We start from the raw sequence: 25696 nt of genomic DNA, 5'->3' as shown, positions 1-25696 counted from the left end.
TTGAGCATAGGAGGAGTCTATGGGCACACCACGTTTTACCCCTGAATTTAAAGAAGAAGCGGTCCGCCAGATCACTGAGCGGGGCTATTCCGTTGCTGACGTTTCAGAACGCCTCGGCGTGTCGGCGCACAGTCTTTACAAATGGGTCCGTTCAGTAAAACCTGATAATAACGGGCATCAGGCTCAGGACTTACTGGATGCCAGAACGGAAATTCTCAGGCTGAAAGCGCAGCTTAAGCGTACTGAGGAAGAACGGGATATTCTTAAAAAGGCAGCGCGGTACTTTGCCAGAGAGCCCGACTAAAGTACCGCTTCATCAACGATCACCGTGATATATGGTCGATCGCCGCGATGTGTCGGGTTTTGAAAGTTGCCCGTGCCGGATTTTACGTCTGGCTTCATTGTCCTGTCTCTGCAGGAGAAAAGGATAACCAGCGATTGTTGAAATTAATCCACGACTCTTATGCACTGAGCGGCGGTGTTTACGGCTATCGCAGGGTTCACTGCGACTTACGTGAAGTCGGTGAAGCATGCAGCAGAAACCGGGTAGCCAAGATCATGAAGCAAAACAGGATACGGGCCGTACATGGCTACAAGATACCCCGTGGGACCAGAGGGCGTCCGTCACTGATAGCACCTAACCGCCTGCTGCGGGAGTTCACGGTTGTGAAACCCAATCAGGTCTGGGTAACGGATATTACCTATATACGGACCTGGCAGGGCTGGCTCTATCTGGCCGTGGTCATCGACCTGTTTGCCCGTAATGTGGTGGGCTGGTCAATGAAACCGACGCTGTCGCGTGAACTTGCACTGGATGCGCTGCTGATGGCCGTCTGGCGGCGTAAACCTGCCGAAAGCGTGATAGTGCACAGCGATCAGGGCAGCCAGTACGGCAGCGATGACTGGCGACGGTTCTGCCAGGCTAATAACCTGTCACCCAGCATGAGCCGGCGCGGCAACTGCTGGGATAATGCCGTGGCAGAATCCTTCTTCAGTTCGCTAAAAAAAGAGCGCATCAGAAAGCGGATATATAAAACCCGGGACATGGCCCGGGCTGATATATTTGATTATATCGAAGTGTTCTACAACCGGACCCGACGCCACAGTCACCTGGGAGGCGTCAGTCCAGAGGCCTTCGAAAAGGCCTCGTCGTGAGGACAGCGAATGTCTACGGGAATGGGGTCACTCCATAAGCCAGCCTGCAATGTCTGCCCACATTCATTCACTTGAGGCTTTTACCGGGTGTGTTCTCTTTACTCGTCGTTCACATGGTGTGGTGGCTACAGTGGATGGGGAGGAATTGGCGAGATTGGTGGCTTCAGATTTAGAAACAATTGAACTGAAGTTGTCGATGCTTAGATCACGTACAAGAAAGTCCTCGGGGACAGTATCTTTCATCGGGCCAGCAGAATTAATGTGGTCAAAATTACCGTACTTGGTGAAAAAACTATTCAATGAAGGTATTAAATTTAAAGTTTTGACAGGAAATAGGAAGCGCATATACACCTGTCTTCTGGACGGAAGTTGTCAACTAGGTTTCACAACTTCTATGCCGGATAAACAAAAATTTGGATATGCTGAAATTGGAATGGAAAAGTTAATAGTTGTGGTAGCGTCACTTATAGCAGACAACTTCAAAGAAAACGAGGACGTGATTGATACGCTGTCGAAGCTTCCTCTAATAGCTTATGATGAACAGTTACCATTGATAAGGGAGGTTTTCCAGGATTCTTCGCGATTTTTTGCACTGCTTCGTCCGTCTATTACTGTACCGGATTTGCGAATTTTAGAAAGAATGATCCGAGAAAATATTGGTTGGACTGTGATGCCTGAGTATTTATGCGCCCAAAGCATAGCAGGAGGTCAGATCGTTGAAGTCAATGTTCATGAGAGACTCCCCATAAATTCTATCTATTTGGTATGGATTGATAGCTCATTACGTAACCCACTCGTATCAGGAATCAGAGACAGAATTCTCGAACTATCAAAAAATAGCGGATTTATGGTTTGAGATACATAAAACAGGCAGCCTTATCGGCTGCCGTGTCATTATTTTATCCGTGGCAATCGCTTGGCAAAGTCATCTGCAATGTCATTCAATTTTAGGAATTTCACCCCTGGATGACCAAGCATATGCGTTAAGAGGCGTTCGAGCATCATTAATACGTGCGGGCGTCCAGATACGTCCGGGTGAATCGTGAAAGTAAAGATCGCATATTCATGCTCACGGTAGACCCAATCGAATTGATCCCTCCACAACTGTTCGATGTCCCTGGGATTCATGAAACCTTGGCTGTTGGGTTTTGTTTTCATGAACATGAAAGGAGGAATATCGTCGATTGTCCAACTGGCGGGTAATTCAATAAGGTCCGTCTCTTCTCCGCGTACCAGCGGTTTCATCCATTCGGTCGGTGTCTTGGAATAATCTATCTTGGTCCAGGAATCACCTTTCCTGACATAATAAGGCTGATGATCATGATGCATTAGTGAATGGTCATATTTGATGCCATTTTCTAATAGAAGATCTGTGGTTACAGGAGAAAATTCCCACCATGGAGCGACATACCCAGTAGGTCTCTTCCCTGTTAATTTTGTGACCATATCAATGCCCTTTTGAAGGACTTCTCTTTCTTGGTCAGGCGACATAGATATTGGGTTTTCATGACTGTAATTATGAACCCCTATCTCATGTCCAGCATTAACAACTGCTTCCATTTGCCGAGGAAAGGTTTCAATGGAATGACCAGGCATAAACCAGGTTGTTGGAATATTAAACTGGTCAAAGAGATTCAGAAGACGTGGAGTACCTACTTCGCCAGCGAACATACCGCGAGATATATCGCTTGGAGAATCCTCTCCCCCATAAGAAGATAGCCAGCCTGCAACGGCATCTACACCCACTCCAAAACCACATAGTATTTCTTTCGCCATGGGTTATTACTCCTCATACAGAAAAATTGAAATAATATCGCGTTAAGAGGGTTTCTTGACTAATTTCAAGAGATCCTCGGTATTAAATTCATTAATTCCTTTTTGAAGGGCCATTAATTTATGCTCAGGGATGTTGTATCCCCAATTAGCCCAAAATGATTGAATGCCATGATCTAATGCATCAATAACATTTTGGATATTGTCATCAATAAATATAATCTCCTCGTTTTTATCGAAGGCTATCGATTTTAGCAAGGTGAGAGTCTTGTTTTTATCGGTCATCCTCCCATAAATTTTATTCGCGGGTATGTTTAAACCATATTTACTTAGAATGAATGATATTGACTCCTCATCCTTTCCCAACACAATATAGATATCATTAGCTGTTTCAAATAAATTTGAAACATCCAATAGCGGACGGTGTAGTTCAGCCCAAAAACTAGGGTAAATACTTCTTGCCAGGTTCCTATACTGGATGAACTTATCCCTAAATATTTCCTTTTCTTCAGTTGGAATCGATTCATATATGGCAGTGAATCTGTCATTATCTATAGCCTCATTACCAAATTCGGTGAATGAGGAAATAAAGTGACCGTCGTGACGTACAAAATTCCTTAATTTCCTGAACCGTTTAGCCATCAGACTTGGTATTTTTTGAAGTACATTTTTGTTAAAATCACTGAGAGGTCTGTCATGTAATACATTCCATGTAATTAGCATGCATTCGTCTACTCCATCAACCACGACCCCGTCGAAATCCATTGCTATTAACATCGAATTATACCACCAGCGGTTCTTTAAGAGTTTCTCCGCGCTTCCATCTATCTATTGCATCGAATGTCTGACGCATAAATTTTCCACATTCGGCATAATAGGAGCAAGTTATGATATTCCCGTCGACAACTACATCTGCTTCAATTACGTTAGCGCCGGAATTAACCCTATCGTCTTTCAGACCAACATAAGCGCAGGCGAGTTTGTCTCTTAGAATACCGGCAGAAATCATAATCCAGGGACCATGGCAGAGCCCAGCCACAACTTTCCCCTGTGTTACCATCTGTTTTAGAAAATCTTTAACTCTCTGATCTTGGCGAACTCTATCAGGCGCTTCATGACCGCCAGTGAGAATAACAGCATCAAAATCAGTGGCGTTGAGTTGATCAAAATTAATATTGTCTTTGGATCTTTTATCCATAGGAACAGTGATGCCATATTTCCCTATCACTGCACTTCCATCCTTTGTTGCAATAGATATATCGTATCCTTCCTCTTTAGAACGATAGTAAGTATAAACTACATCGTGATCCTGAAAACCTGGACCAGTGATTATCACTACTCGTGTCGGATTAGACATGTCATTTTCCTTCTTATTGCGTTACGGGACGTTAATTAAAAATACATTCTGACCACAGTACATTTCTGAGATGGCATCTTTAGCTCGTAGGATATGAATTTTTCCCATTAGATGGCTTTTTACATCTAATGAAATAAAAATAAAATCATCCTCGTCATTCAACATTTTTCTATCAAGATTTTTGACGGAGAAGTATGCTAATTTGTGTAGGTCATGTTCTCTGATCAATGTGCCTGCAGATATCTGTTGCAAAGGAGGTAAAAGATCATGTTCCTGTGATTTCTTTTCATATGCCATATTTTGCCGGCCATAATTATCTTTAAGTCTGAGTAAGTCGAATTTGTTTCTTGGGTTTTCAACTTCAATTAATTCGATGCCTGATTTTCCAGAAATAGTCTGATGGAACACACCTTTTGCAATATATATGCTGTCGCCAGATTTTAACGCCTGATGTGTACCATCAAGAAATCTGGTCTCGCCATCACCATTTAGGCATATAAGGACGGTGACTTTCAGTATATGACAATGCATTGAAGTGGATAGATTCTTTGATATATGAAGGCGCCATACATCAAAAATAGAATCACAATAAACTCTATACTCATATCCCCATGGTTTTTCTATGAATCCATTGAGATGTAAGTCTTTCTCAAATGACTCACCATTATTTGAAGTTGAAAGTAGGATTTTGTTTATTTCAAGCAGGTCATATACATTTGGAGTCCGGTTGTGGATTTCCATATGGTCGCTCCCCCGTTAATTGAATTGCTGAATGTTGATTTCACTTCGGTCAATCGTTCCGTGATTTCAGTCTATAACGGTTATTTAGTACGAGAGAAATAACTTTTATGATGATTACCTATATTGTTTCTTTTGATCAGTCCTTCATACTCAATAATTACTGAAAGCTATGCTTCTATACTTGGGTACTCTTAAAGATGCATAGATTCTATGCCGTCAGGAGGTCATAGCTCACAAGCGATTAAGATGCTTAGCAAGATGCCGAACTCGGACGTCAGCACGATACAGCTCATGATATATGTATTCGATGTTTACCAGAGGTCGCTTTATGTGATCCGGTAGGGACAGGGGACAGGTCAGTAAACCAGCCTGTCTCCATCAGTAGCATGCATGCCGAACCTGGGGACATTGTGGAGGTCGATACCAGCGGAATGGTGATTGTCCTATGCGCAAAAGCTGAAGATGTCGCCTGAGTCTCTCATGAGATCGAGAAAACGAAGTCGCGGATAAGTGCATTGGACAATGAAGGTACCAGAGCGGATACGGAAAACCTGACGCGCCTTTTATGCCAGTGACCTGCACCCCATTGCTCAAGACGCCTCGATGTAAGTATACGTTCCGAACTTCCGCTGTTCGCTCAAAGCTGTCCTTGATCGTAGCCGTGGACAGCTCTGTGCCAGAAGCGGAAATTACGTACATCACAGTTTTTAATTTATGGACGTCGGTTACAGCGCTATGCACAAACTCCATACATAAGAGGGGAGGCCGCATAAGCCATGCGGCCTTTGGTATCAGAATGTCAGTTCAGGCATCTGTTCCATCACAAACGCTAAAACTTTCTCCGCGTTGAGTGACGCATAGGGCAGACTTTCAATAATTGCAATTGAACGAGAGTCCCCGACAATTTTTTCAATCTCGGAGACCTTGTACTGAATGTGTGGTGCAATCAGAAAACCGTCAAAAGCGGGAGCTACACTGGCAAAATTATCCAGACCCACAGCGCTAATAATGAGATTGTAGTCCTTTTTTTCTGCCAGCAACTGCATCCTTTTGGCGAGAGAATTTGCTGTATTACCAAACAAACAACATACCAGAAGCTTTTTCATATTTTACCTCCTGAGAATTGTTCACAGAATAATACTCGACATGCTGATAAAACGAGCTTTGCATCTTATTTGCATGACAAATCTCCAGCAGAGTTGATGTAACCCAGGAAAGACGAACCTGCCGTATTGTTGGACTGACGGGATGCATCTGGATCTTTTGTGCAGCCGCTTGTCTACGACGTTTCGTCATTTGGCCTTTTGTCAGCTGTTCGCTCGAAGCAGCCTGATGGGCTTCGCCTACAGCAGTTTGGTGCCATGAGCGGACATCTGAACTTAGCTTTGACAAACAATGTAACAGCAATACTCTGGTATCACTTTTAACCCATTAGTGATGCTTTTTTGACGGTACTTCATACATCCTCTGACATTGAACAGCCCAGAGAATATTGCGCGGGCTGTTCATGCCAGATAGCGAAGGGGGTTAGTGACGAAAAGGCAGGAAAAGTCGCCTTATTGTTTGCGTCCTCTACATCGTCAACACAATTTTTCCGACATTGAGGCCGTCTTCCATACGCTGGTGAGCTTTGCTGGCTTCAGCCAGCGGAAATACGCTGTCAATCACCGGGCTCAGCCCATCTTTACCGAAGCGAGTTAACCAGCACTCTTTAAAGCGACGGGACATCTCATGTTTCACTTCTTGCGAACGCGATTTCATTACCGTACCTATAATCTGCAGATGGCGGTACAACACCCGATCCAGCGGGATCTTCGCGTTTTCAATCCCCCCCATGATGCCAATCTGCACCAGACGTCCACCAAAGTTGAGTGCATTCACGTTTCGTTCAAAATAAGGCGCGCCAATAAAATCGAGAATAAGATCAACCCCCTTGTTATCCGTACTGCTGGCGACAACCTCGGAGAAGTCTTCTGTCACGTAATCAATGGCGTGATCGGCACCCAGACGGCGAACGAGATCGTGTGCTGCAGCATTCGCGGTGGTGATTACCGTCGCGCCTGTCGCATGCGCCAGTTGCACGGCGGCACCTCCCACACCGCCGGCCCCGGCGTGGATCAGTACCGTTTCCGTGGGCTTCAGTTTCCCCAGATGGATAAGCGCTTCATGCGCGGTTACAAAGACCTCGGCAATGGCCGCCGCATGGATATAGTCCATACCTTCCGGCACTGGCATAGCCATCCGGTAATCAATGCGGGCCATTTCAGCGTAAGCCCCGCCCCCGACGATACCCATAATACGGTCACCCAAGTTGTAGCCTTTTACATTCTCCCCGACGGCAATAACGTCACCGGCGATTTCCAGCCCCATAATCGTCGAGTCGCCAAAATCAGGGCGGCCATACCCGCCGCGTCGGTGAGTTAGATCGGCCCGGTTGACCCCCGCTGCCCGCGTGCGAACCAGCAGATCATTGGGGCGCAGCTGTGGGTCTGCGACTTCACTGATATTAAGTACATCGGCCGGACCGAATTGTTCAAAAGTGATTGCTTTCATGATTCTCTTTCCCGAAATAAGAAGATGGATAGCCGTCGTTCAGGCCTGTTCTTCAAACGTGGCATTGGCATAACCAGAAGCGGTAATCGCTGCCGGGAAGCCTGCATAAAACGCCATGTGCGTAATCAGGGCGGAAATTTCTGTTTTGGTCAGCCCGTTTTCAATGCCGCGACGCAGGTGGGCCGGTAGCTCATTGGAATGATTCAGCGCGATAAGACAGGCGATGGTAATCAGACTACGGTCGCGTGGTGCCAGGTCCGGATCTGTCCAGACATCGGAATACAGTGGTTGCTCAACGAAGCCGGACAGTTTAGGAGTAAATGCGCGTGCAGCTTCACGCGGGCGAGTAAAATCAACAGCTTTCATGGTCAGTTCCTCTTATATTCTGTCATTAGTGCCAGTGTGTTTTAGATTTGGCTGATGAATTTATTCACCAGATAATGGCTGAGACCTTCCCGACCGCCCTCCGAACCATGTCCGCTTTCTTTCATGCCGCCGAAAGGCAGTTCCGTCGCCACCATGCGGTACTGATTAATGCCGATCATTCCGGCCTCAAGGCCATCGCCAACATCCAGCACGGTACGGGCGTCACGCGTAAAAGCGTAAGCTGACAGGGCATACGGCAGACGGTTTGCTTCTGCCAGCCCGTCCTCAAGCGCGTCGAACGGACGCATCACGGCGATCGGGCCAAAGGGTTCTTCGTGCATGATCCGTGCTTCCATCGGCACATCGGTAAGCACCGTAGGTTCAAAGAAAAAGCCAGGACGGTTGAGCCGTTTCCCTCCAGTGAGCACTTTCGCGCCCAGGGCAACAGCATCGGCAATCAGCGATTCCATTTTTTCCAGTTGGCGGATATTCGCCAGCGGCCCCACCTGAGTGCCTTCCGCTATGCCATCGCCGATAATCAGTTGCTCCGTCGCACTCACGAAGCGTTCGACAAACTGTGTGTAAACACCTCGCTGAATAAGAAAACGGGTTGAAGAGATACAGATTTGGCCGGTGCCCCGAAAACGGTTAGCCGCTCCGCCAGTTGCCGCCGCATCAATGTCGGCATCGGCAAAAACCAGCACCGGTCCGTGGCCGCCCAGTTCCAGGGTAATCGGTTTAACACCGGCGGCAGCACGCTCAGACAGCAGTCGACCTACCGGTACAGAACCGGTGAATGCCACTTTGCGAATAACCGGTGAGGCGATCAGCGTGGCGGAAACCTGATCCGGTACGCCAAACACAATTTGCAGTACGCCTTCAGGCAGACCGGCATCATCCAGGCAGCGTGCCAGAGCCAGCGCCGTCGCCGGGCTCTCTTCACCGGGTTTCAGGATCACGCTACAACCTGCGGCCAGCGCCGCTGATAATTTGCGTGCCGGGGTAATGGCCGGGAAATTCCACGGAGTGAAGGCGGCAACCGGGCCGATGGGCTCTTTTTTGACCAGTTGCAGTACACCGGGGCGATTTGACGGTACAACGCGCCCATCAATGCGGCGGGCTTCCTCCGCAAACCATTCAAAATAGTCGGCTGCACGCAATACTTCGTCGCGGCTTTCAGCCAGGGGCTTCCCTTCTTCCAGCGTCATCAACGAGGCAATATGTTCAGCGCGTTCGCGCATCAGGGCAGCGGCATTCTTCATGATGCGGGCGCGTTCGGCAGGCACGGTACGGCGCCAGATGTCAAAGCCAGAACGGGTGGCTGACAGGGCACGTTCAAGGTCGGCGGCGGTCGCGAGCGGCAAGCGGCCGATAGTGGCTTCGGTTGCGGGGTTAATCACAGCGACAGTGTCGCGATTGCCCGCTTCAATCCAGTCACCGTCGATGAATAGATAAAGGGGATCGTATTGATGATTTTGCATGGTCGTTATCCTCAGTGTGTGCGTGTTTGTGTAATGTCATTCGGCTGAGGGGATCTTAAGTTCAGCGCACATCACTGATAAGATGGCTTCTCCCCACAACAGCTATGCAAGAAATGCACAGATGCAATCAGAGAAATTTGCCGAGTTCCTTGGAGTCTTTGTCGATGTCGCCCGTGAAAGCAGTTTTTCGGGTGCTGGTCGCCGTCGCGGACGCACGCCCTCCTCGATAGGACGGCAGATTGATGCGCTGGAAGCATACCTCGATACCCCGCTTTTTTTGCGATCTACACGGCATTTAACCCTGACGGATGCCGGGGAAATGTTGCTGATTCGCGCCAGACGGATCCTCGATTCACTGGAGGATACGCAGCAGGAACTGGCGTCAATGAAGGGCGAAGTAACCGGTGTGCTGAGAGTGGCGTGTTATCCCACATTTGGTAAACGCTATGTGCTGCCGGTTATGGCAAAACTCTCCCGACAGTATCCGGCGCTGAGCTTCGATTTGGATCTGACCGAACGGTTGGCAGACCCCGTCGCTGAACGCCTTGATGTTGTCATCCGTATTGGTAATATGGCCGACAGCACGTTGATTGCCAGCAAAATAGCAACGCAAATACGTGTGCTGTGCGCAAGCCCTGCCTATCTGGAAAGCGCGGGGATTCCCGCCTCGCTGGACGACATCGCCTCACATCGGTTAATCGATAAGCTGTACGGTGCGGATCTGCTTTGCTGGTCGAGCGTGATTGGCCATCCGGCCAGAGAAAACTCGGGCCTGCCTATGTTTGGCTGTGATGATTTCGAAGCAATGCGTCAGGCAGCGGTCGAAGGGATGGGGATCGCGTTCCTGCCGGACTGGGTGGCGGGAGATGAGATTAACAGTGGCGCGCTGGTACAACTCTTTCCGGAAATGTCATCGCAACCACATGTATCTACAGGAATATATGCGCTACGCGCGTTACGTCACCCACCTGCCAGAGTCACGGTATTTCTCGACGCATTGCGTGAATTCATCGGACATCCTGCAAAATGGTCAACATTTCACTGCCAGCTCTGACGATGTAAGCAACATTGCCATTTTTATTCTATGCGAACTTCCGCTGTTCGCTTATAGCGGACATCATACTCCTGAGCCTGTCCGCTCCGAGCCCAGACTGTGTGAAAACTGTTTTGGTAGATTAAACTGCGACTAAAACAGGGCTGAAAACTGCGCTCATACGTAAACTAACCAGTCGAGCAATTCCAGATTTTGCGTAGATGCGCGCACTTCAGTTCTAGGGCAGAGTTTTCACACAGCCTGTGCCAGATATAGTCATTCGAACCCAGAGAGTTACACTTTTAAGTGATTCAGGGTATGCGCTTACTGGTTACGAATATTGTGCCAGAATCATGCGGTTTGATGATTGCCGCTTTGCTTTCGAGCCAGTAAGTGCTCCACGTTCGCTAACTATTTTGCTGGCATTGGAAGAGCGAAAATCGCTCTTACTGATGCCGTAAAAAGCTTGTCAAATGTCTCAGGGCGTGAAGCGGACGTTGCTGACAACAGTTTGAGTGATTCAACAGAGCGTCAGTCATCATGTATTATCAGGACAAAGATGCCCGCTGAACCAGTCAACAACCCTATTTATGACAACGGGTTGATACCAGTGATCATCACCGTGTTCTGCACCTTCGATAAGTACGTAGTCCGTTTTGTTCCCCGATTCCAAAAGGGCTTTGTAAAGCGTTGCGCTCTGCTTAGGCGATACTAATGTATCCTTACTTCCATGCATTATTAGGAACGGAGGTTTACATCCTTTGAGACGTCCTATGGGGCTTGCATTTATCGCTTTTTCAGGTACAGAACTGATGGAGGCACCTGCAAAATTCTTGAAAGCCACACCATTAATTAGCAGTGACTCCGCGACTGCAGGAGACTGATGCACTTTTTGTCGGTGATCCGGAAAACCGTCACCTATGTTACGCAGATCTGATATTCCGTAAAGCGTAGCCACAGCCTGCACATCAGCGGACTGGCTGAGAAAATCGCCGTGATCGAATGATTTATCGCCATTAGTGGTACCAAGCATCTGCGCCAGCCATCCTCCTGCAGAATCGCCAAATACACCAATTCGTGAGGGGTCAATTCCATAATCGTGGGCATGTTGACGAAGGTATCTTACTGCTGCTTTAGCATCTATCACTGGCGCAGGGAAAGTATCCGGAATTGTCCTGTATTCTGCCGCTGCAACAACAAAGCCAGCCTCCGCTAAAGCCATGCGCATTTCCACAAATTTATTGTGCTCAGCTGTCATAAATCCTCCCCCAGGAAAATAGATGATGGCTGGTTTCAAAATTTTGGTACGAGGAACCAGAAAAGACATATGCAATTGCCTGACAGAACGAGTGTTTTTCACTGTCTCATAAACCACATCACTGATATTGTCTATAGGGTGTTTAGTCAAAGCGACTTGGATAATTTTCGCCCCATGAATATAACCAGGCAGATCATGATAATCAGAAGAGACTTCACTATTTATTTTAGGAATCATAAAAAATCACCAGTTTTTAAAATATTGTTTCGCCAGTCAACCTATTATTCTGAAAGGATAGGTCATCCTGTCAGATAATTTTTAAGGCCGAATTAATGGTGGCGAAAATCAAATTCGCTATAACACCCATTTGAAATATGCACCGACTGATATTGATGATAGAGATACGTAAAATCTAATCCTCTTTAATTACACCATCCCGGCCGAGCCCGGTGAAATCGGTTCTGTCTCCGGATGACTACTGTATACATACATATCCGAAGGCTTATCTATTCAGATACTTGTATTCGTTACAAACCATGAAAAGTGATGTTTTATATTCATGGCCAGTTACGTCCCCGGGTTACTGTTATTTTTTTCATATCTCAACCGGTCTTCACGAAAGCGATCAGCATTATCGACAATCCAGGTCCACAGCGGGATCATCCGTACAAGTAACTCCATACCTGTATCGGACAGTTCGTATTCGACTCGTGGCGGGATTTCACTGAAATCATGGCGGATAACCAGTCCGTCACGCTCAAGCTGTCGTAATGTACGCGTCAGCATGCGCTGAGTCACTCCGTGCATACGCCTGCCAATTTCGGCATGACGCAGTCTGCCATAAACGCCAAGCGTGTTGACGATACCCAGCGACCAGCGACTTCCGGCATGAGCCAGCACCTCCCGCCGCAAGCCATCATCATCGTCTCTCAGCCCCTTACAAACAGCCTGCGAATACTGAAGAATATCTTCCCGATCCATTTCATTGACTCCCGGTATCATACATGTACCTTCTTTTTTAGCCTGTTATGAATTGCTAGAGTGGTGCAACAATTCATGTAAGGCCAGATTATGAACAAAACAGATCTTAACACTACGTCTGAAAATATCCTCGTGCTCGGTGCCGGTGAGCTGGGCCTCCCCGTTCTGCGAAATCTTGCCCTTCGGGCAAAAGATGTGGAGGGAACGAAAATCAGCGTGCTGCTGCGCGAAAGTACCGTAACGTCAGATGAACCTGGAAAACAATTCGTTATCACGGAAATCAGAAACCTCGGTATTAATATAGTCACGGGCGATCTCGTCATGAGTTCTGTCGACGATTTGGCCAGCCTCTTTGCGCAATTTGACACAGTCGTTGGCTGCGCGGGGTACGCGGCCGGCATAAATACACCGATGAAACTGGCGCAGGCGGCCCTGCAGGCGCGGATTCCACGCTATTTTCCATGGCAGTTTGGTGCCGATTTTGATGCCATCGGACGCGGCAGTCCACAAGACATCTTCGACGCGCAGATTGACGTGCGTGATTTACTACGCAGCCAGCATGAAACTGAGTGGGTCATCATTTCGACCGGCATCTTCATGAGCTATTTGTTCGAACCAGACTTCGGTGTGGTCGATCTGCAGAACGATACTGTTCACGCACTCGGCAGTATTGACAACACCATGACGCTGACAACTCCCGATGATATCGGGATGCTGACGGCAGCGATCGTATTTAAAACTCCTCGCATCCGGAACGAAATTGTGTATATCGCCGGTGATACACTGACCTACGCAGAGGTAGCAGATAAGCTGCAATCAGCGCTTGGCCGTCCTTTCAGCTGCACGGAATGGAGCGAACAATATCTGATGGATAAACTCGCGCTCAACCCGCAAGACATGATGTCTAAGTATCGTGCCGTTTTTGCACAGGGGCGGGGTGTTGCATGGGATAAAAAGCAGACATTCAATGAACGCCATAACATTCCGGTTACCGACGTGGCAGCCTGGATAAATGCAAATCTGACCCCGGGCAGCTCATTATAATCGTATTTAAGCTGCTGTAATAAATACCAGAGTCTTTCTCCTGCCTAACCGAATATGGTGAAGAGAAAGACTCTGTTCCCCCTGTTGGCACTGATAGCAAAGCGGTTACGCTGTGTGCGCTGAAAACCGGCTCTCCGGTAAACCGGGGAATACGGCTGATTTCGCTCTTAGCAATGCTCCATCATGCCTTGACGGCACAGAAAGACCCACGCTGGCACTGGTACAATACAGCGTTGTGAATGCTTCTCCCGCGAGTGTCGGGCAAGTGCTCTGAACTCCTGGAGAGGGCAGGATACTCTCCGTCGTTCCGTCCGGACGATAACGTACAACACGGCTTCCTCCCCATTCGGCATTCCAGACATAGCCCATTGCGTCCACGCAGGAGCCGTCAGGCGCTCCCTTTCCTTCTGTTGCAGTGAACACGCGCTGGTTATTCATGGAGGGGTAATCACAGCACATTATACGGCCCTGCATCGAGTCACAGTAATACATCGTGCTGCCGTCCGGACTGAAACAGATGCTGTTCGGGATGGCCACCTCAGGCAGGGGTAGCGTCTCAATGCTGAGTGTCGCTGCATTTAGCCTGTGAAATCTTCCTATGATTTTCGCGGGGTATCCGTCATCCATGGTCCCGAAGACGAAATTACCCTCGCGGTCGCACCGACCATCCCCTGTCCGTGTTCCCGGTCCTCCCGGTGACGCCACAACCGGCGTAAAGATACCCGTATTCAGATCGCAGAAGGCGAATCGGGACGCCAGTCCCATCAATAAAACGTCAGAATGTTCAGTAAGAGCAAACGATCCGAGGCGTTCAGGCAGGGACCAGCGCATCACAACACTGGTGTCTTCTTCAAGGGCAAGCAGCTCGCTGCCTTCAATGTCAGTCCAGTAAATCCTGCGTGTCCTCTCGCACCAGATTGGGCACTCTCCCAGCAAATTTCTGGCATCAGCAGACACTGAAAACATGTTATTTCTCCCGCATATAAAAGTTTCGCATCGCGCCTGACCAAAAGCGTAAGGCCATCTGCATTATGGCAGACGGCAGTAACAAGCTATTCCCACCCTGTCAGGGCAAAAAACGCGCTGAAAGTTTGTCACCAAAAAGCATGATGGCGAGTCCTGCCAGCATGACCAGCATGCCCCCCAGTTTGAGTAGCGAAACCGGTCGCCGTACAGCACCCAGCAGACCGAAATGGTCAATCATCTGCGACGAGAGTAACTGCCCAACGATTGCCAGCCCGAGCAGGGCTGAAAAACCGATTTTCGGTGCCAGCACCACGTAGCTGAACAACGCACAGGCACCGATCAGGCCGCCCGCCAGACTCCATGCTGGCTGCGAAGGAATAGCAGCGAGAGAGCTAAATAACCCGCCACGTAGCAGCGAGTAAATCCCGAGGCTCAACGCCCCGGCCGTAAAGGAAAAGAACGCGGCGGTGACCGGATCGCCCCCGAGTCCTTTTGCGAGCTGACTGTTCAGGGTTGTCTGCAAGGTAATACCAAGACCCGCTGCAAAAGCTATTACGTAATAAATCGCGCTCATGCTGTTATTCCCTGTCAGTTTGCCTGTACCAGCGGCAGGAATTTCTCCGCAAAGATGTCCGGCTCATACCCGGCGGCGGCGAAAAGGTGTTCGCGTGATTCATCGATGGCAGCACGAAGACGCTCGCTGTCCACGCCCAGAACTTTGCCGTTCTGCTTGACGATGCGCCCGCCAATCATGACAGTATCGATGTTGCTGCGTTCAGTTGCATGCACCACCGTCCCGAAGGCATTCCCGTTCGGATAGAGATTGAGATCAGCAGCGTTAATCAGGATCAGGTCGGCCTGTTTGCCTGGCGTCAGGCTACCCACTTTATCCTGTAGTCCGGCACAGGTCGCACCATCGACGGTTGCCGACTTCAGCAGCTGCGCTGCCGGGAGCGTTGTCAGAGAATGCCCTGAATCACAGCAGTGCTGCTTATGCATACCCATTACTCGCTGCAGATAGAACGCCACGCGCATTTCCATAAACATATCTGTGCTGTAAGACGTTTCGTTATCCACGCTCAGGCCAGGATTGATGCCATGGCGCTGCGCGGCCTCAATGGCAAACATCCCGCTTTCAATGCCATAGTGCGAATCTGAGCGCGGACAGACGTTCACTCGTACGCCGGCTTCACGCAGGATTTCCCAGCCCTCATCAGGCAGTGCTGTGCAGTGATTGAAGATATTGTCCGGGCCCAGCAGGCCCTGCTGATGCAGTGATTTAAGCTCTGAAGCCATTTCAGCGCCAAAGAATTCGGTCACGATTGGCAGCCCGAGCCGGCGGGCCTCGGCCCACAATTCCGGCTCCAGCTGGGCCATGACGCCCAGAGAAACCAGTCCCTCAGGATTGTCTTTGAAATATTTTTCCTGCAGACGCTGCCAGTTACCCGGCCAGTGCGCTCTGTCCCATTCGCCTGCTACCGGCGCGCCGGAAGCATGAATAGCGCGAATTCCGGCATCAAGCAGGGCTTCAACGGCGGCGTCTGCATGTGCTGCGGTACGGCTGTTGTGCGAGTTATCAATCATGGTAGTGATACCCGCATCAATCGCGCCCAGCGCCGTCAGGAGATTACCGACATAGATATCTGCGGGCCGATAGTATTTCGCAAACGAGAAGTGCGTGGCATTGCTATAGTCGTCCAGACAGGTGGCGTTTGGGTTGATGCGGCGCAGCTGGCCTTCCCAGGCGTGACGATGAGAATCGACCATCCCCGGCATGGCAATCATATTTGTGGCATCAATGACGTGAGCACCCTCGGCGTTCAGGTCCTTACCGATGGCGGTGATGGTTGACCCTGTGACAAGAATATCGCCACGTTCATGGTTACCAACATTCTCATCCATACTCAGTATGGTTGCACCGCTGATCAGCGTTACCGGAGCATTTGCCGTCTGATTGTTAACAATATTTCTGCAGTAATCGGTCATTTGAATTGTCTCTTTCAGGTTCAGAAGGAAAACAATACGCCTCCTGTTTAAGCTGAAAAAGATGACTAACGTGTTTTCATCATTCAGAATTTGCGAATAATGATGGTTATCACCGTCACATGCTATTCAGGAGCGCAATCAGGTGGATCGTATTCAGGCTATGCAGGTTTTTATAAGGGTGGCTGAGGCCGGAAGCTTTGTCCGGGCAGCGGAAACACTGTCCCTGCCTTCTTCTACTGTTACCAGCACCATCAAAAACCTGGAGAAATATCTGCAGGTGCGTCTGCTGAACCGGACCACAAGACGTGTCAGCCTGACTCCGGAAGGTATGCAGTATCTGGCGCAGTGCCGGGAAATTCTGGCCTTAATTGAACATACGGAAGCCAGTCTGGCCGATTCGAACAGGCGCCCCCGTGGTCGTTTACGCGTTGATATGCCCGGCGGTATAGCGCACTTCCTCGTGATGCCAAACCTGAAAGAGTTCTACAGCCGTTATCCTGATATTTACCTGATGATCGGCGTCAGCGACCGGCAGGTTGACCTGGTTCAGGAGGGCGTGGACTGCGTGATCAGAACCGGAGAGTTACTTAACTCCACGCTTGTAGCCCGTCCGCTCGGAGAATTTCGCTGGATCACCTGCGCCTCTCCCGATTATCTCAGGGAGTACGGTATTCCGCAGTCACCTGAAGATTTATCTCATCACCGGGCTATTCATTATTTTTCCGGACAAAGCCGGCGTACAGACGAATTGCGTTTTGTAAAGGGAACAGAAACGCTGTCCGTACCCGTCAGGGGGCAGGCAGCCGTCAACGAGACGGGACTCTATATAAAAATGTGCCTCGAAGGATTCGGGCTGGCGCAGCTTGCTGAGAACGTTGTAGCAGAACACCTTCAGAAAGGAACGCTGGTTGAAGTCCTGGCCGACTGGCAGCCGTCGTCTGTTCCTGTCGCATTGCTTTATCCCCATCAGCGTTTTCTTTCACCCGCCGTACGTGCATTTGCAGACTGGATAGATGAAATATTCAGTTGATACGTCTGTCACAGCTCCCCGTTGCATACTAAAAGTCAGCAGTATTCAGGGGACCTGAAAGAACGGCAGACTTTATTTCGCGGATATGAGCATCCCGGAGCAGCGACTTCCCGGAGAAAGGCTGTACCCAGAAATTCACATCTCCGGTTTACGGGGGGACGCCGGCTAAGAGCGCCAGCCACATCCGGGCCCTCTTTTAACTAAAGTGTCTGAGTAAAATATTTTCAAGGATGTGAAAAACGGTCCTGATGCGCTGTGGTACCAGGGTCTGATAGGGCCGGTAAAGATAAAGCTGCCAGGTTTCCAGTTTCAGTTCCGGCAGGACATTCACCAGCCTGCCGTCTTCAAGGTATTCCCTGCAGGCCAGATTACTCGACTGAATCACGGCTTTACCGGTTAACGCAGCCTGAATCTCAGACTGGGAGTCGGTGGTAAAAAACTCCAGGTGCCGGGGAATAAAGGTATTGACGCCGTCGAGCATAAATTCAAACACCTTGCCGGTTTCAGGGTTAAGCAGACCGCTGAAAGGGTAACGCTGACGCAGGTCTTCAAAATTTTTCGGTGCGCCCAGCCTGTCAATGAGCCGGGGAGAAGTCATCAGGGCATGATGAACCAGCGTAATGGGCCTGACGATAAAATTCGGGTTTGGCTCCCGCTCTATACGGATCCCCATATCAATACGGTTCTGGACAGTATCCAGCTTCATCATGTCTAACCGCCAGTCAATAAACAGCTCAGGATAGGGATCGAGAGCGGTCAGAAGCTCATATAACACCTGCTCGTGGCCGGGAAACCGGAATAGCGTGATCCTCACAACACCCTTCATCTCATTGTCATCTCTGGCCGTCTGGAAAAGGGCCTCTGAGTCTTCAAGCAGCCGCATGGCACGGGGCAAGAAAAACTCACCAAAGCTGGTCAGCACAATGGATCGGGTATTGCGCTTAAAAAGCGGTTCGCCAAGCTGATGTTCCAGATCAGCAATCGTGCGTGTCACCACGGATGGAGAAATGGCCAGCCTGACTGCCGCTTCGCGAAAATTCATTGTTTCTGCAGCAGTAACAAAAAATCTCAGGGCATCGAGTTTATTCATAATAATTGTGATTTTAGCAATTCTGATTTTCTAAATTAACAATTTTTCAGCAATAAATCCAACCGTATACTTAGCATCTAAGAATAGTTAATACCTTAAAGAAGGGTGAAATAATCGTGAAAATTAGAAGGTTAGGTAGCCAGGGGCTTCATGTCTCGGAAATGGGGCTGGGGTGCATGGGCATGGACCATGGCTATGGCTATTCAGTTGAGATCCGGGAAAGGACAAAGCTGATAGACAAGGCTGTAGAGCTGGGCTGCAACCTTTTCGACACTGCCCCCATTTACGGATTTGAAAACGAAAAACTGCTGGGGGTAGCGCTCAGCAAACACAGGGACAACGTTGTCATCGCGACCAAATTCGGCGTGACAGGAATGGAAAATAGTGATGGACAGCTGGTGCCGGTATTAGACAGCCGTCCGGCATCTGTCAGAGAGCAACTGGAAGGTTCCCTCAGGCGCCTGAAGACCGACCATATCGACCTGTTTTATCAGCATCGTGTCGACCCAAAAGTTGAGCCGGAAGTGGTGGCAGGATTAATGAAAGAGCTGATCGCGGAGGGCAAAATAAAGTACTGGGGCTTATCCAATGCGCCCGTATCTTACATACGCCGGGCTCATGCCATCTGCCCGGTCACTGCGGTTGAAGACCAGTATTCAATGATGTGGCGTAAACCTGAACAGGATCTGTTTAAGGTCTGCGATGAACTTGATATTGGTTTTATGGCCTACAGCCCGCTGGGTAATGGATTCCTGAGTGGTCAGGTCACAGCTAATACAACCTACGGGGAAGGCGATTACCGGGGCATGATGGGGCGCTTCAAACCAGAGGTGATGGAAAATAACCAGACGCTTCTTAAGCTAATCGCTGAAATTGCAGAAAGAAACAACGCAACTTCAGCACAGATTGTTCTTGCCTGGGAGCTGGCTCAGAAGCCTTACATTGTGCCGATCCCGGGAACAACAAAACTACACCGGCTGGAAGAGAATTTTCACGCCGCAAATGTTCAGCTCAGTGACGCCGAATTAAATGATATCAACGAAGCCTTATCCCGGCTTGAAATTGACGAAACATTCTTCTGAAAAAATAAGAGATCGCTATGAAAACAACAGTATTTGTTACCCATCCCAACATTAATCAGTCCCGGGTAAACTCAGCCCTGGCAAAAGGTGCAGCATCACTGACAGGCGTTGAAGTGCGTTATCTCTATGACCTGTATCCGGATGGCAAAATCGACGTGGCCGCTGAACAGGCTGCCCTGGAGAAGACGGATCGTGTCGTGCTGCAGTTCCCTATGCAGTGGTACAGCACGCCGCCACTTCTGAAACAGTGGCTTGACGATGTACTGACGTACGGCTGGTCACATGGTGGAGAAACACAGGCGCTGCACGACAAGCAACTCATGCTGGCAGTTTCGCTTGGAGGTGCTGAGTCTGCCTATCAGCCTGATGGCGCTGCCGGACATACGGTAGGAGAGTACCTGCTGTCTTTTGAAACCATCTCCGGGTATCTGGGTATGAACTACATCAAGCCGTTCATTACAGGCGGAAGCGCGACGATAACTGACGAAGAAATCGCAGCTCAGGCCGGACGATACAAAACGGTATTAGCCTGATTATCTTCAGGCGATCATCAGTGTATTAAAACGCCTTCAAATGTGCCGTTGCTGATAACGGCACATTTTTCATTTATGGGAAGGAGAAATCGTGTGTCTTTACAGCCAGTCGAACTGAACAAAGCATATCGATTATTGCAGGTCGGCCCAACTACAATGATTTCCGCTAAGCATAATGGTAATGCCAATGTGATGGCCGCTGCCTGGGTGAGTCTGGTGGGGATCAATAAAGTCATGGCGTATATCGGTCCGCAGGCTTATACCCGTGGATTGGTGGAAGAAAGTGGTCTGTTTGCCGTACAGATCCCCGTAGTCAGCCAGATGGAAACCGTTTTGTACGCAGGTGAGCACAGCTACCGTGACAGGCCTGACAAGAATCATAAAATACCGACGTTCTACCTGAAAGAGTTCGATGTTCCGCTGGTAGAGGGTTGTGCTGGCTGGCTTGTATGTAAGGTAATACCCAACGCGGCATATGAGCTGGAACATAATCTGTTTATGGGAGAAATTGCCGGCGCGTGGAGTGACGATCGGGTTTTTCGCAATGGACACTGGATATTTGATGAAGCACCTGACGAATTACGAACCATACATTATGTCGCCGGGGGGCAGTTTTATGCCATCGGCAAAGGAACCCGGTTTGACCATGGGCCGGGCAAAGACTGAGACGCGAGTGCTTTTTGTACTGATACAACAAACTGCAGGGACTTGTTGTTAAAATGCCTTGCTGTTCCCTCATGGCCAGCAGGCGATACCGCCTCTGAGCCAGCAAGGGAAGTCGCTTTTCGGCGCCTGCAGCCTGCCTTCTTATATGCTCCTGTTAGCCCGCAGCACTCATAAATGAACAATGGCATGTCACATGGAAGGATCAGTGTCTTTAATCAGAAAGTGACAGTTTTGTTCTACCCACCGGTTGAGTTCATTCGCTGCCTGCCAGAGGGACGTTCCCAGTTCCGTGAGTGCATATTCGACTTTGGGCGGTACTTCACGAAAGACAGTGCGCGTAACAAGATTCCTGCTTTCAAGTTCCTTAAGATTCTGTGACAGCACCTTTTCTGATATACCCTGAATTTTTCTTCGCAAATCACCCGGCCTTGATGCACCGTCAGAAAGGGCATGAATAATGAGCAATGTCCATTTGCTCACCAGAACCTCGAGAACTTCACGGGCAGGACATGCCTCCCGCAAAACATTACCGGGTTCTTTGTTGTCCAGTGTAAAACAGTCGTTGAATTTTTCCATACTTACCTTGAGGTGGGTACTTGAAGATAAGTTAGTCTAAATCTACTATAGCGCTGAAATCAAGAGATTTGCATGTGCCATGCTGCTGCGGCTTAACCATCGTAATTATTGAAATAACCAGATAATGAGTTGGTAATGCTGAGTTTGTGACACGATAATGTCATACGTTACGAACACTGATAGCCATTAGCCGCCAGCACGAACAAATAATTTTTTTGTGTAATAACGAAAATTTTATCAAATAATCCGGCTTGCTATATAAGCGCCTGCGCTAATAACAATCAATCCTTATGAATCGGGTTATATCAATGAAATATCATGTACTTTCTGCTTCACTGTTATTTTCACTTCTCTTTACTACTGCTGCACAGGCGAAAACAGCGAGTTATAAACTTGATGAATCGCATACGTCTGTGGTTATTAGCTGGAACCACCTAGGTTTTTCGAACCCGACGGCATCCCTTCATCATGTAGATGGCACAGTTAAGTTCGATCCGGCAACAAAAATTTTATCACTGGTTGATATCAACATTCCTGTAGCCAGTATTGATACCGGCGTTCCAGCACTGAATAAAGAGTTTGGTCAGCCAGATTATTTTGATGCGGAGAAATATCCGGTCGCAAATTTTAAAAGCACCAGCATTGAAATGAATGGTGATAAGTATGACGTACGGGGAAATTTAACCATTAAATCCATAACCCGGCCGGTTATTCTTCATGCAACCCTGAACAAAGCAGGTTTTCAGGCTATGGAGAAGAAAAATGCGGTAGGTTTTAACGCCACCGGTGTGATTAAGAGATCAGACTTTAAAATTGATAAATACGTTCCTTATGTAAGCGATAATATCACACTGACCGTGTCTTCGGAGGCGTATTCAGATTAATAAGATGCGGAGCCGTTAATGCTTCAGAAGCGTGGGCTGATGAAGCATCTTTACTTCCAGTCCAAACTTTTAACAATGTCGCATCCTGTCCGTAATCCTTCGGAAAGCATGCACTAATGAGTCAGCGTGTATTATTGCATGCTGACCCTATCAGTCCAGTCAGAGGGCAAGACGGGGCAAATTACGATGTCAAACAATTCATCTGAGGGCTAATTCATGACAGGTAACTTTTTAGAGCTTGCCAGAAAACGACGCACCATTTATGTACTTGGAAAAGATATTCCTGTCCCGGAGAACGAGCTGATCGGCACTGTCATTGAGGCAGTGAAGCAGGCTCCTTCTGCTTTTAACTCGCAAAGCTCAAGGCTTCTGATTTTACTGGGTGAGCAGCACGCTCGCTTATGGGAACTCACGCGTGAACAGTTACGCAAAATCGTGCCTGCAGAAAGTTTCTCCGGCACCTCAGATAAAATAGACGGGTTTGCAGCGGCTGCCGGCTCAATACTTTTTTTCGAGGATCAGGATGTTGTCAAGTCACTACAGGAGCAGTTTGCGGCCTATGCGGACAATTTCCCGGTATGGTCTGAGCACAGCACAGGTATTGCACAGTATGCTGTCTGGCTGGCGCTGGCTGAAAAAGGAATTGGTGCCAACCTGCAGCATTATAATCCTCTGATCGATGAAGATATTCGCACTGAGTGGAATGTTCCTCCATCATGGAAACTCCGCGCGCATATGAATTTCGGTGCCATCCTTTCACCCGCCAGTGAAAAAGCCTTTATGAGTGATGAAAAGCGATTCATCGTTGCCAAACAGTCATAAGGCTTGTTTATTATATTATTACTGACCGCGATCGCCCTGAGCTTCAGGGCGGCCGCTGAATGTTACGCTCGCCCTGAGCGGCCTTTTCACCGAAAAGTCCGCTCATCGGGATAGTACAGATGGCTCCGGTACCATTAAGACGCTTCAGAACCTCGATGGAAAGCATCCGCCGCAGAGGATCAGCTGGTACCTTGCTGTGTAAACCCATTCAGCCCGGCTGCTGTACAGGTTCCAGGTGCGCATCTCGTCCGGCAGCCATTCCGGTGCAGGCTCCTGCAACTGAGATTGCTGTGGTCATCAGTAATGGCACCGTCCAACCTCCGGACAACTCCTGTACTTTACCCAGCAACAGCGGTCCCATCGCCGCCATCAGATAACCGATACTCTGCGCCATACCTGACAGCGCGGCAGCATCACCAGCGTTTGTAGTGCGCAACCCGATGAAGGTCAGACCCAGCATCATGCTGGCACCCGAGCCGAAGCCGAGGAGTGCAGCCCACAGCATCGCCAGATTTGGCAAATAAAGGATGCCAATAAAGGACACTGCGGTTAACAGGCTGACGCCAGCAGCGGCTAATTTCTGATCGTTAAGACGACGCAGCGTGGCTGCCAGAATCAGGCCGGGAATGGCGGTGGTGAGCTGAAGGATGCCATGTACCTCACCAGCCTGAGCTGAGGAGAGCCCACTGTCTGTCAGAATGGCTGGCAGCCAGCCGACCGCAACATAAAACGGCATCGCATTCAGGCCCATAAACAAGGTGACCTGCCACGCCAGAGACGAGCGCCAGACCGCAACGGTCGCTGCTTTTTTCTCACCTGCTACTGGCAGTTGATGCTTTTTCTTCAACTGCGGCAACCATAAAAGCAACGCAAGGAGCGGTGCAATAACCAACATGGCTAACGCGATGTTCCAGCCCCAGCTCTGCGTCAGAGGAATGACAATGGCAGATCCAATGGCGCCAGCGGCGCCCATGGTGATGGAATATGCTCCCGTCACGGAAGCCACGTTGCCGGAAAAGTCACGTTTGATCAGGCCAGGCAGCAGGACATTGCCCAGGGCAATCCCGATACCAATTAACACTGTTCCGCCATAAAGCGCCCAGACGCTGTCTGTTGAGCGAAGCAGAATCCCCGCTGAAATCACGACCAGGGCACCAAAAAGGGTGCGTTCCAGGCCGTACTTGCGGGAAATCGATGCGCTCAGTGGAGAAAAGGCGGCAAAGGCCAGTAAAGGAAGCGAGTTAAGCAACCCAACGGCTGTGATACTTAGCCCAAAATCATGGCGAATGGACTCTAAAACGGGTGCTATAGCGGTAAAAGGAACACGCAGGTTAATGGCGATAAAAAGGATGCCGGTCACAAGTATGATTGAAGACCACTTGTTCGTAGTGTGGGACATAAGTTTTGCTTTCTCTGAAAAAAGAAAGACTTTAAAGGACGCATGAGTTACAGAATATAGATAACCTGACAACATATAGCTAAATCATGCCAGTTAATAAAAAATCTGTGACCTCGCCGGAAGAGTTTAATGCCGATGATTTCAGTCAGGCCGCTATCGCCCTGCATGTATCATCGTCAGGTGAGTATGCCGGGCAAAGTCCGCACGCTCATCGCAAGGGGCAACTTATTCTCTCTTTGCGCGGTGCAGTGCGCTGTGAGGTTGAGGATGCGCTGTGGCTTGTTCCACCAGGACATGCCGTCTGGGTTCCGGGAGAAATCCCCCACCGTTGCCGGATCACGAAGAATGCAGACACGTGCCTTTTATTCATCGAGCCCGGCACGGCAGCGATGCCGAAAATCTGCTGTACCATAGCGATTACACCTCTGGTTCGCGAGCTTGTTCTGTATCTTGCAGAGCAGGAACATGCTTATTCTCCTGACAGTAAAACCGCCAGGCTTGCAGCGGTGCTGCTGGAGCATATTCCGGATGTGCCGGTTGAAGCACTCCATCTTCCTGTATCAGATCATCCTAAAATCCGGATTATGGCTGAGGCACTTTTTAATGAGCCAGATGACCGGCGAACGTTAAAGCATTGGGCTGCTCATCTGGCCATCAGCGAACGATCTCTGGCCAGGCTGATAAAAGAGGCGACAGGAATGAGCTTTGGTCGCTGGCGTCAGCAGCTGCATTTGATGATTGCCCTGAGCCATCTGTCTGAAGGTCAGCCCGTGCAGCGCGTAGCCGGAACGCTGGGATATGATTCGGTCAGTGCGTTTATTACGATGTTCAGAAAAGCGCTGGGTAAATCACCGACGCAATATTTTTCTTCCCTGGATTAGTGCACAAGCACAGAAGCCGGATTTATTCAAAGAACACCA

27 protein-coding genes are annotated in these 25696 nt (G+C 49.1%); 11 read left to right on the top strand and 16 right to left on the bottom strand.

The genetic code is table 11. The features are described from left to right. The first annotated feature begins 19 nt into the window (after nucleotides 1-19). Nucleotides 20-1155, top strand: a protein-coding gene (locus tag FOT55_RS21425; RefSeq protein WP_222706559.1) for an IS3 family transposase whose coding sequence is annotated in 2 segments (ribosomal slippage) — nucleotides 20-266 and nucleotides 266-1155 — 1137 coding nt in all. Because the reading frame shifts where the segments join, the coding sequence is not laid out codon by codon here. A 49-nt stretch (nucleotides 1156-1204) separates the two neighbouring features. Further along, on the top strand, nucleotides 1205-2011 hold the full coding sequence (locus tag FOT55_RS21420; RefSeq protein ID WP_227952988.1) for a LysR family transcriptional regulator: 807 nt from the start codon (nucleotides 1205-1207) through the stop codon (nucleotides 2009-2011). A gap of 38 nt (nucleotides 2012-2049) precedes the next feature. Here FOT55_RS21420 and FOT55_RS21415 read toward each other — a convergent pair whose 3' ends face one another. The 8 genes from FOT55_RS21415 to FOT55_RS21380 all read right to left on the bottom strand — a co-directional run bounded on the left by FOT55_RS21415 (nucleotide 2050) and on the right by FOT55_RS21380 (nucleotide 9426). After that, on the bottom strand, nucleotides 2050-2931 hold the full coding sequence (locus FOT55_RS21415; protein WP_048762585.1) for a polysaccharide deacetylase family protein: 882 nt from the start codon (nucleotides 2929-2931) through the stop codon (nucleotides 2050-2052). Nucleotides 2932-2973: 42 nt separating this feature from the next. After that, nucleotides 2974-3705 carry an HAD family hydrolase gene (locus FOT55_RS21410; RefSeq protein ID WP_087051069.1) on the bottom strand — a complete coding sequence of 244 codons (732 nt, stop codon included), beginning with the start codon at nucleotides 3703-3705 and terminating at the stop codon, nucleotides 2974-2976. 4 nt (nucleotides 3706-3709) lie between these two features. Further along, complete coding sequence (locus tag FOT55_RS21405) at nucleotides 3710-4285, bottom strand: DJ-1/PfpI family protein (protein ID WP_048762586.1); 576 nt, start codon at nucleotides 4283-4285, stop codon at nucleotides 3710-3712. 21 nt (nucleotides 4286-4306) lie between these two features. Further along, nucleotides 4307-5026: a cupin domain-containing protein gene (locus tag FOT55_RS21400; protein WP_048762587.1), complete on the bottom strand. Its 720-nt coding sequence runs from the start codon at nucleotides 5024-5026 to the stop codon at nucleotides 4307-4309. 791 nt (nucleotides 5027-5817) lie between these two features. Beyond that, nucleotides 5818-6132 (bottom strand): PTS sugar transporter subunit IIB, encoded by a 315-nt coding sequence (locus FOT55_RS21395; RefSeq protein ID WP_014228889.1) that lies wholly within the window; start codon nucleotides 6130-6132, stop codon nucleotides 5818-5820. A gap of 466 nt (nucleotides 6133-6598) precedes the next feature. Then, complete coding sequence (locus tag FOT55_RS21390) at nucleotides 6599-7579, bottom strand: NAD(P)H-quinone oxidoreductase (protein WP_048762588.1); 981 nt, start codon at nucleotides 7577-7579, stop codon at nucleotides 6599-6601. Nucleotides 7580-7618: 39 nt separating this feature from the next. Continuing rightward, the gene (locus FOT55_RS21385; RefSeq protein WP_014229939.1) at nucleotides 7619-7945 is read right to left on the bottom strand and encodes a carboxymuconolactone decarboxylase family protein; all 327 of its coding nucleotides are present in this window, start codon (nucleotides 7943-7945) and stop codon (nucleotides 7619-7621) included. A gap of 41 nt (nucleotides 7946-7986) precedes the next feature. After that, nucleotides 7987-9426: an NAD-dependent succinate-semialdehyde dehydrogenase gene (locus FOT55_RS21380; protein WP_014229938.1), complete on the bottom strand. Its 1440-nt coding sequence runs from the start codon at nucleotides 9424-9426 to the stop codon at nucleotides 7987-7989. A 121-nt stretch (nucleotides 9427-9547) separates the two neighbouring features. Between FOT55_RS21380 and FOT55_RS21375 the strand changes: the two genes are divergently transcribed. Further along, nucleotides 9548-10480 carry a LysR family transcriptional regulator gene (locus FOT55_RS21375; RefSeq protein ID WP_048762590.1) on the top strand — a complete coding sequence of 311 codons (933 nt, stop codon included), beginning with the start codon at nucleotides 9548-9550 and terminating at the stop codon, nucleotides 10478-10480. A 517-nt stretch (nucleotides 10481-10997) separates the two neighbouring features. Here FOT55_RS21375 and FOT55_RS21365 read toward each other — a convergent pair. After that, entirely contained in the window at nucleotides 10998-11954 is a 957-nt protein-coding gene (locus tag FOT55_RS21365) for an alpha/beta hydrolase (RefSeq protein ID WP_048762591.1), read from the bottom strand. A gap of 330 nt (nucleotides 11955-12284) precedes the next feature. Beyond that, complete coding sequence (locus tag FOT55_RS21360; RefSeq protein WP_196781243.1) at nucleotides 12285-12719, bottom strand: winged helix-turn-helix transcriptional regulator; 435 nt, start codon at nucleotides 12717-12719, stop codon at nucleotides 12285-12287. Between the two features lie 69 nt (nucleotides 12720-12788). On the opposite strand from FOT55_RS21360, the gene FOT55_RS21355 reads away from it, so the two are divergent. After that, a complete protein-coding gene (locus FOT55_RS21355) occupies nucleotides 12789-13742 on the top strand; it encodes an aromatic alcohol reductase (protein WP_014229934.1) in 954 nt (317 codons plus the stop codon). 105 nt (nucleotides 13743-13847) lie between these two features. Here FOT55_RS21355 and FOT55_RS21350 read toward each other — a convergent pair whose 3' ends face one another. The 3 genes from FOT55_RS21350 to FOT55_RS21340 form a co-directional block, all read right to left on the bottom strand. Further along, nucleotides 13848-14708 carry an SMP-30/gluconolactonase/LRE family protein gene (locus FOT55_RS21350; RefSeq protein ID WP_048762592.1) on the bottom strand — a complete coding sequence of 287 codons (861 nt, stop codon included), beginning with the start codon at nucleotides 14706-14708 and terminating at the stop codon, nucleotides 13848-13850. A gap of 100 nt (nucleotides 14709-14808) precedes the next feature. After that, nucleotides 14809-15282 carry a DMT family transporter gene (locus tag FOT55_RS21345; RefSeq protein ID WP_012539997.1) on the bottom strand — a complete coding sequence of 158 codons (474 nt, stop codon included), beginning with the start codon at nucleotides 15280-15282 and terminating at the stop codon, nucleotides 14809-14811. Nucleotides 15283-15296: 14 nt separating this feature from the next. After that, nucleotides 15297-16694: an amidohydrolase family protein gene (locus FOT55_RS21340; protein WP_087051067.1), complete on the bottom strand. Its 1398-nt coding sequence runs from the start codon at nucleotides 16692-16694 to the stop codon at nucleotides 15297-15299. A 142-nt stretch (nucleotides 16695-16836) separates the two neighbouring features. On the opposite strand from FOT55_RS21340, the gene FOT55_RS21335 reads away from it, so the two are divergent. After that, on the top strand, nucleotides 16837-17724 hold the full coding sequence (locus tag FOT55_RS21335; protein ID WP_048762594.1) for a LysR family transcriptional regulator: 888 nt from the start codon (nucleotides 16837-16839) through the stop codon (nucleotides 17722-17724). A gap of 196 nt (nucleotides 17725-17920) precedes the next feature. On the opposite strand, the gene FOT55_RS21330 is transcribed toward FOT55_RS21335, so the two are convergent. Continuing rightward, entirely contained in the window at nucleotides 17921-18814 is an 894-nt protein-coding gene (locus FOT55_RS21330; protein WP_041165285.1) for a LysR family transcriptional regulator, read from the bottom strand. A 116-nt stretch (nucleotides 18815-18930) separates the two neighbouring features. On the opposite strand from FOT55_RS21330, the gene FOT55_RS21325 reads away from it, so the two are divergent. The 3 genes from FOT55_RS21325 (at nucleotide 18931) to FOT55_RS21315 (ending at nucleotide 21095) form a co-directional block, all read left to right on the top strand. Beyond that, a complete protein-coding gene (locus FOT55_RS21325; protein WP_082144865.1) occupies nucleotides 18931-19896 on the top strand; it encodes an aldo/keto reductase in 966 nt (321 codons plus the stop codon). 17 nt (nucleotides 19897-19913) lie between these two features. Next, nucleotides 19914-20429, top strand: a complete 516-nt coding sequence (locus FOT55_RS21320) for an NAD(P)H-dependent oxidoreductase (RefSeq protein ID WP_014229928.1) — start codon at nucleotides 19914-19916, stop codon at nucleotides 20427-20429. 93 nt (nucleotides 20430-20522) lie between these two features. Further along, nucleotides 20523-21095, top strand: coding sequence for a flavin reductase family protein (locus FOT55_RS21315; RefSeq protein WP_014229927.1), 573 nt, complete (start codon nucleotides 20523-20525; stop codon nucleotides 21093-21095). Between the two features lie 189 nt (nucleotides 21096-21284). On the opposite strand, the gene FOT55_RS21305 is transcribed toward FOT55_RS21315, so the two are convergent. After that, nucleotides 21285-21671, bottom strand: a complete 387-nt coding sequence (locus FOT55_RS21305) for a winged helix-turn-helix transcriptional regulator (RefSeq protein WP_014229926.1) — start codon at nucleotides 21669-21671, stop codon at nucleotides 21285-21287. 308 nt (nucleotides 21672-21979) lie between these two features. Between FOT55_RS21305 and FOT55_RS21300 the strand changes: the two genes are divergently transcribed. After that, nucleotides 21980-22555: a YceI family protein gene (locus tag FOT55_RS21300; protein ID WP_048762607.1), complete on the top strand. Its 576-nt coding sequence runs from the start codon at nucleotides 21980-21982 to the stop codon at nucleotides 22553-22555. 216 nt (nucleotides 22556-22771) lie between these two features. Further along, complete coding sequence (locus FOT55_RS21295) at nucleotides 22772-23377, top strand: nitroreductase family protein (RefSeq protein WP_048762596.1); 606 nt, start codon at nucleotides 22772-22774, stop codon at nucleotides 23375-23377. A gap of 208 nt (nucleotides 23378-23585) precedes the next feature. Here FOT55_RS21295 and FOT55_RS21290 read toward each other — a convergent pair whose 3' ends face one another. Next, on the bottom strand, nucleotides 23586-24776 hold the full coding sequence (locus tag FOT55_RS21290; RefSeq protein ID WP_014229922.1) for a CynX/NimT family MFS transporter: 1191 nt from the start codon (nucleotides 24774-24776) through the stop codon (nucleotides 23586-23588). Between the two features lie 86 nt (nucleotides 24777-24862). Here FOT55_RS21290 and FOT55_RS21285 point away from each other — a divergent pair, with 86 nt between their 5' ends. Next, entirely contained in the window at nucleotides 24863-25657 is a 795-nt protein-coding gene (locus tag FOT55_RS21285; protein WP_041165282.1) for an AraC family transcriptional regulator, read from the top strand. The last annotated feature ends 39 nt before the right edge of the window (nucleotides 25658-25696 follow it).

This window comes from Serratia bockelmannii (assembly GCF_008011855.1).
In the GTDB taxonomy this organism is placed as follows: domain Bacteria; phylum Pseudomonadota; class Gammaproteobacteria; order Enterobacterales; family Enterobacteriaceae; genus Serratia; species Serratia bockelmannii.
The sequence above is the reverse complement of the archived record's forward strand: the minus strand, read 5'-3'. Positions and strand labels throughout refer to the sequence as shown.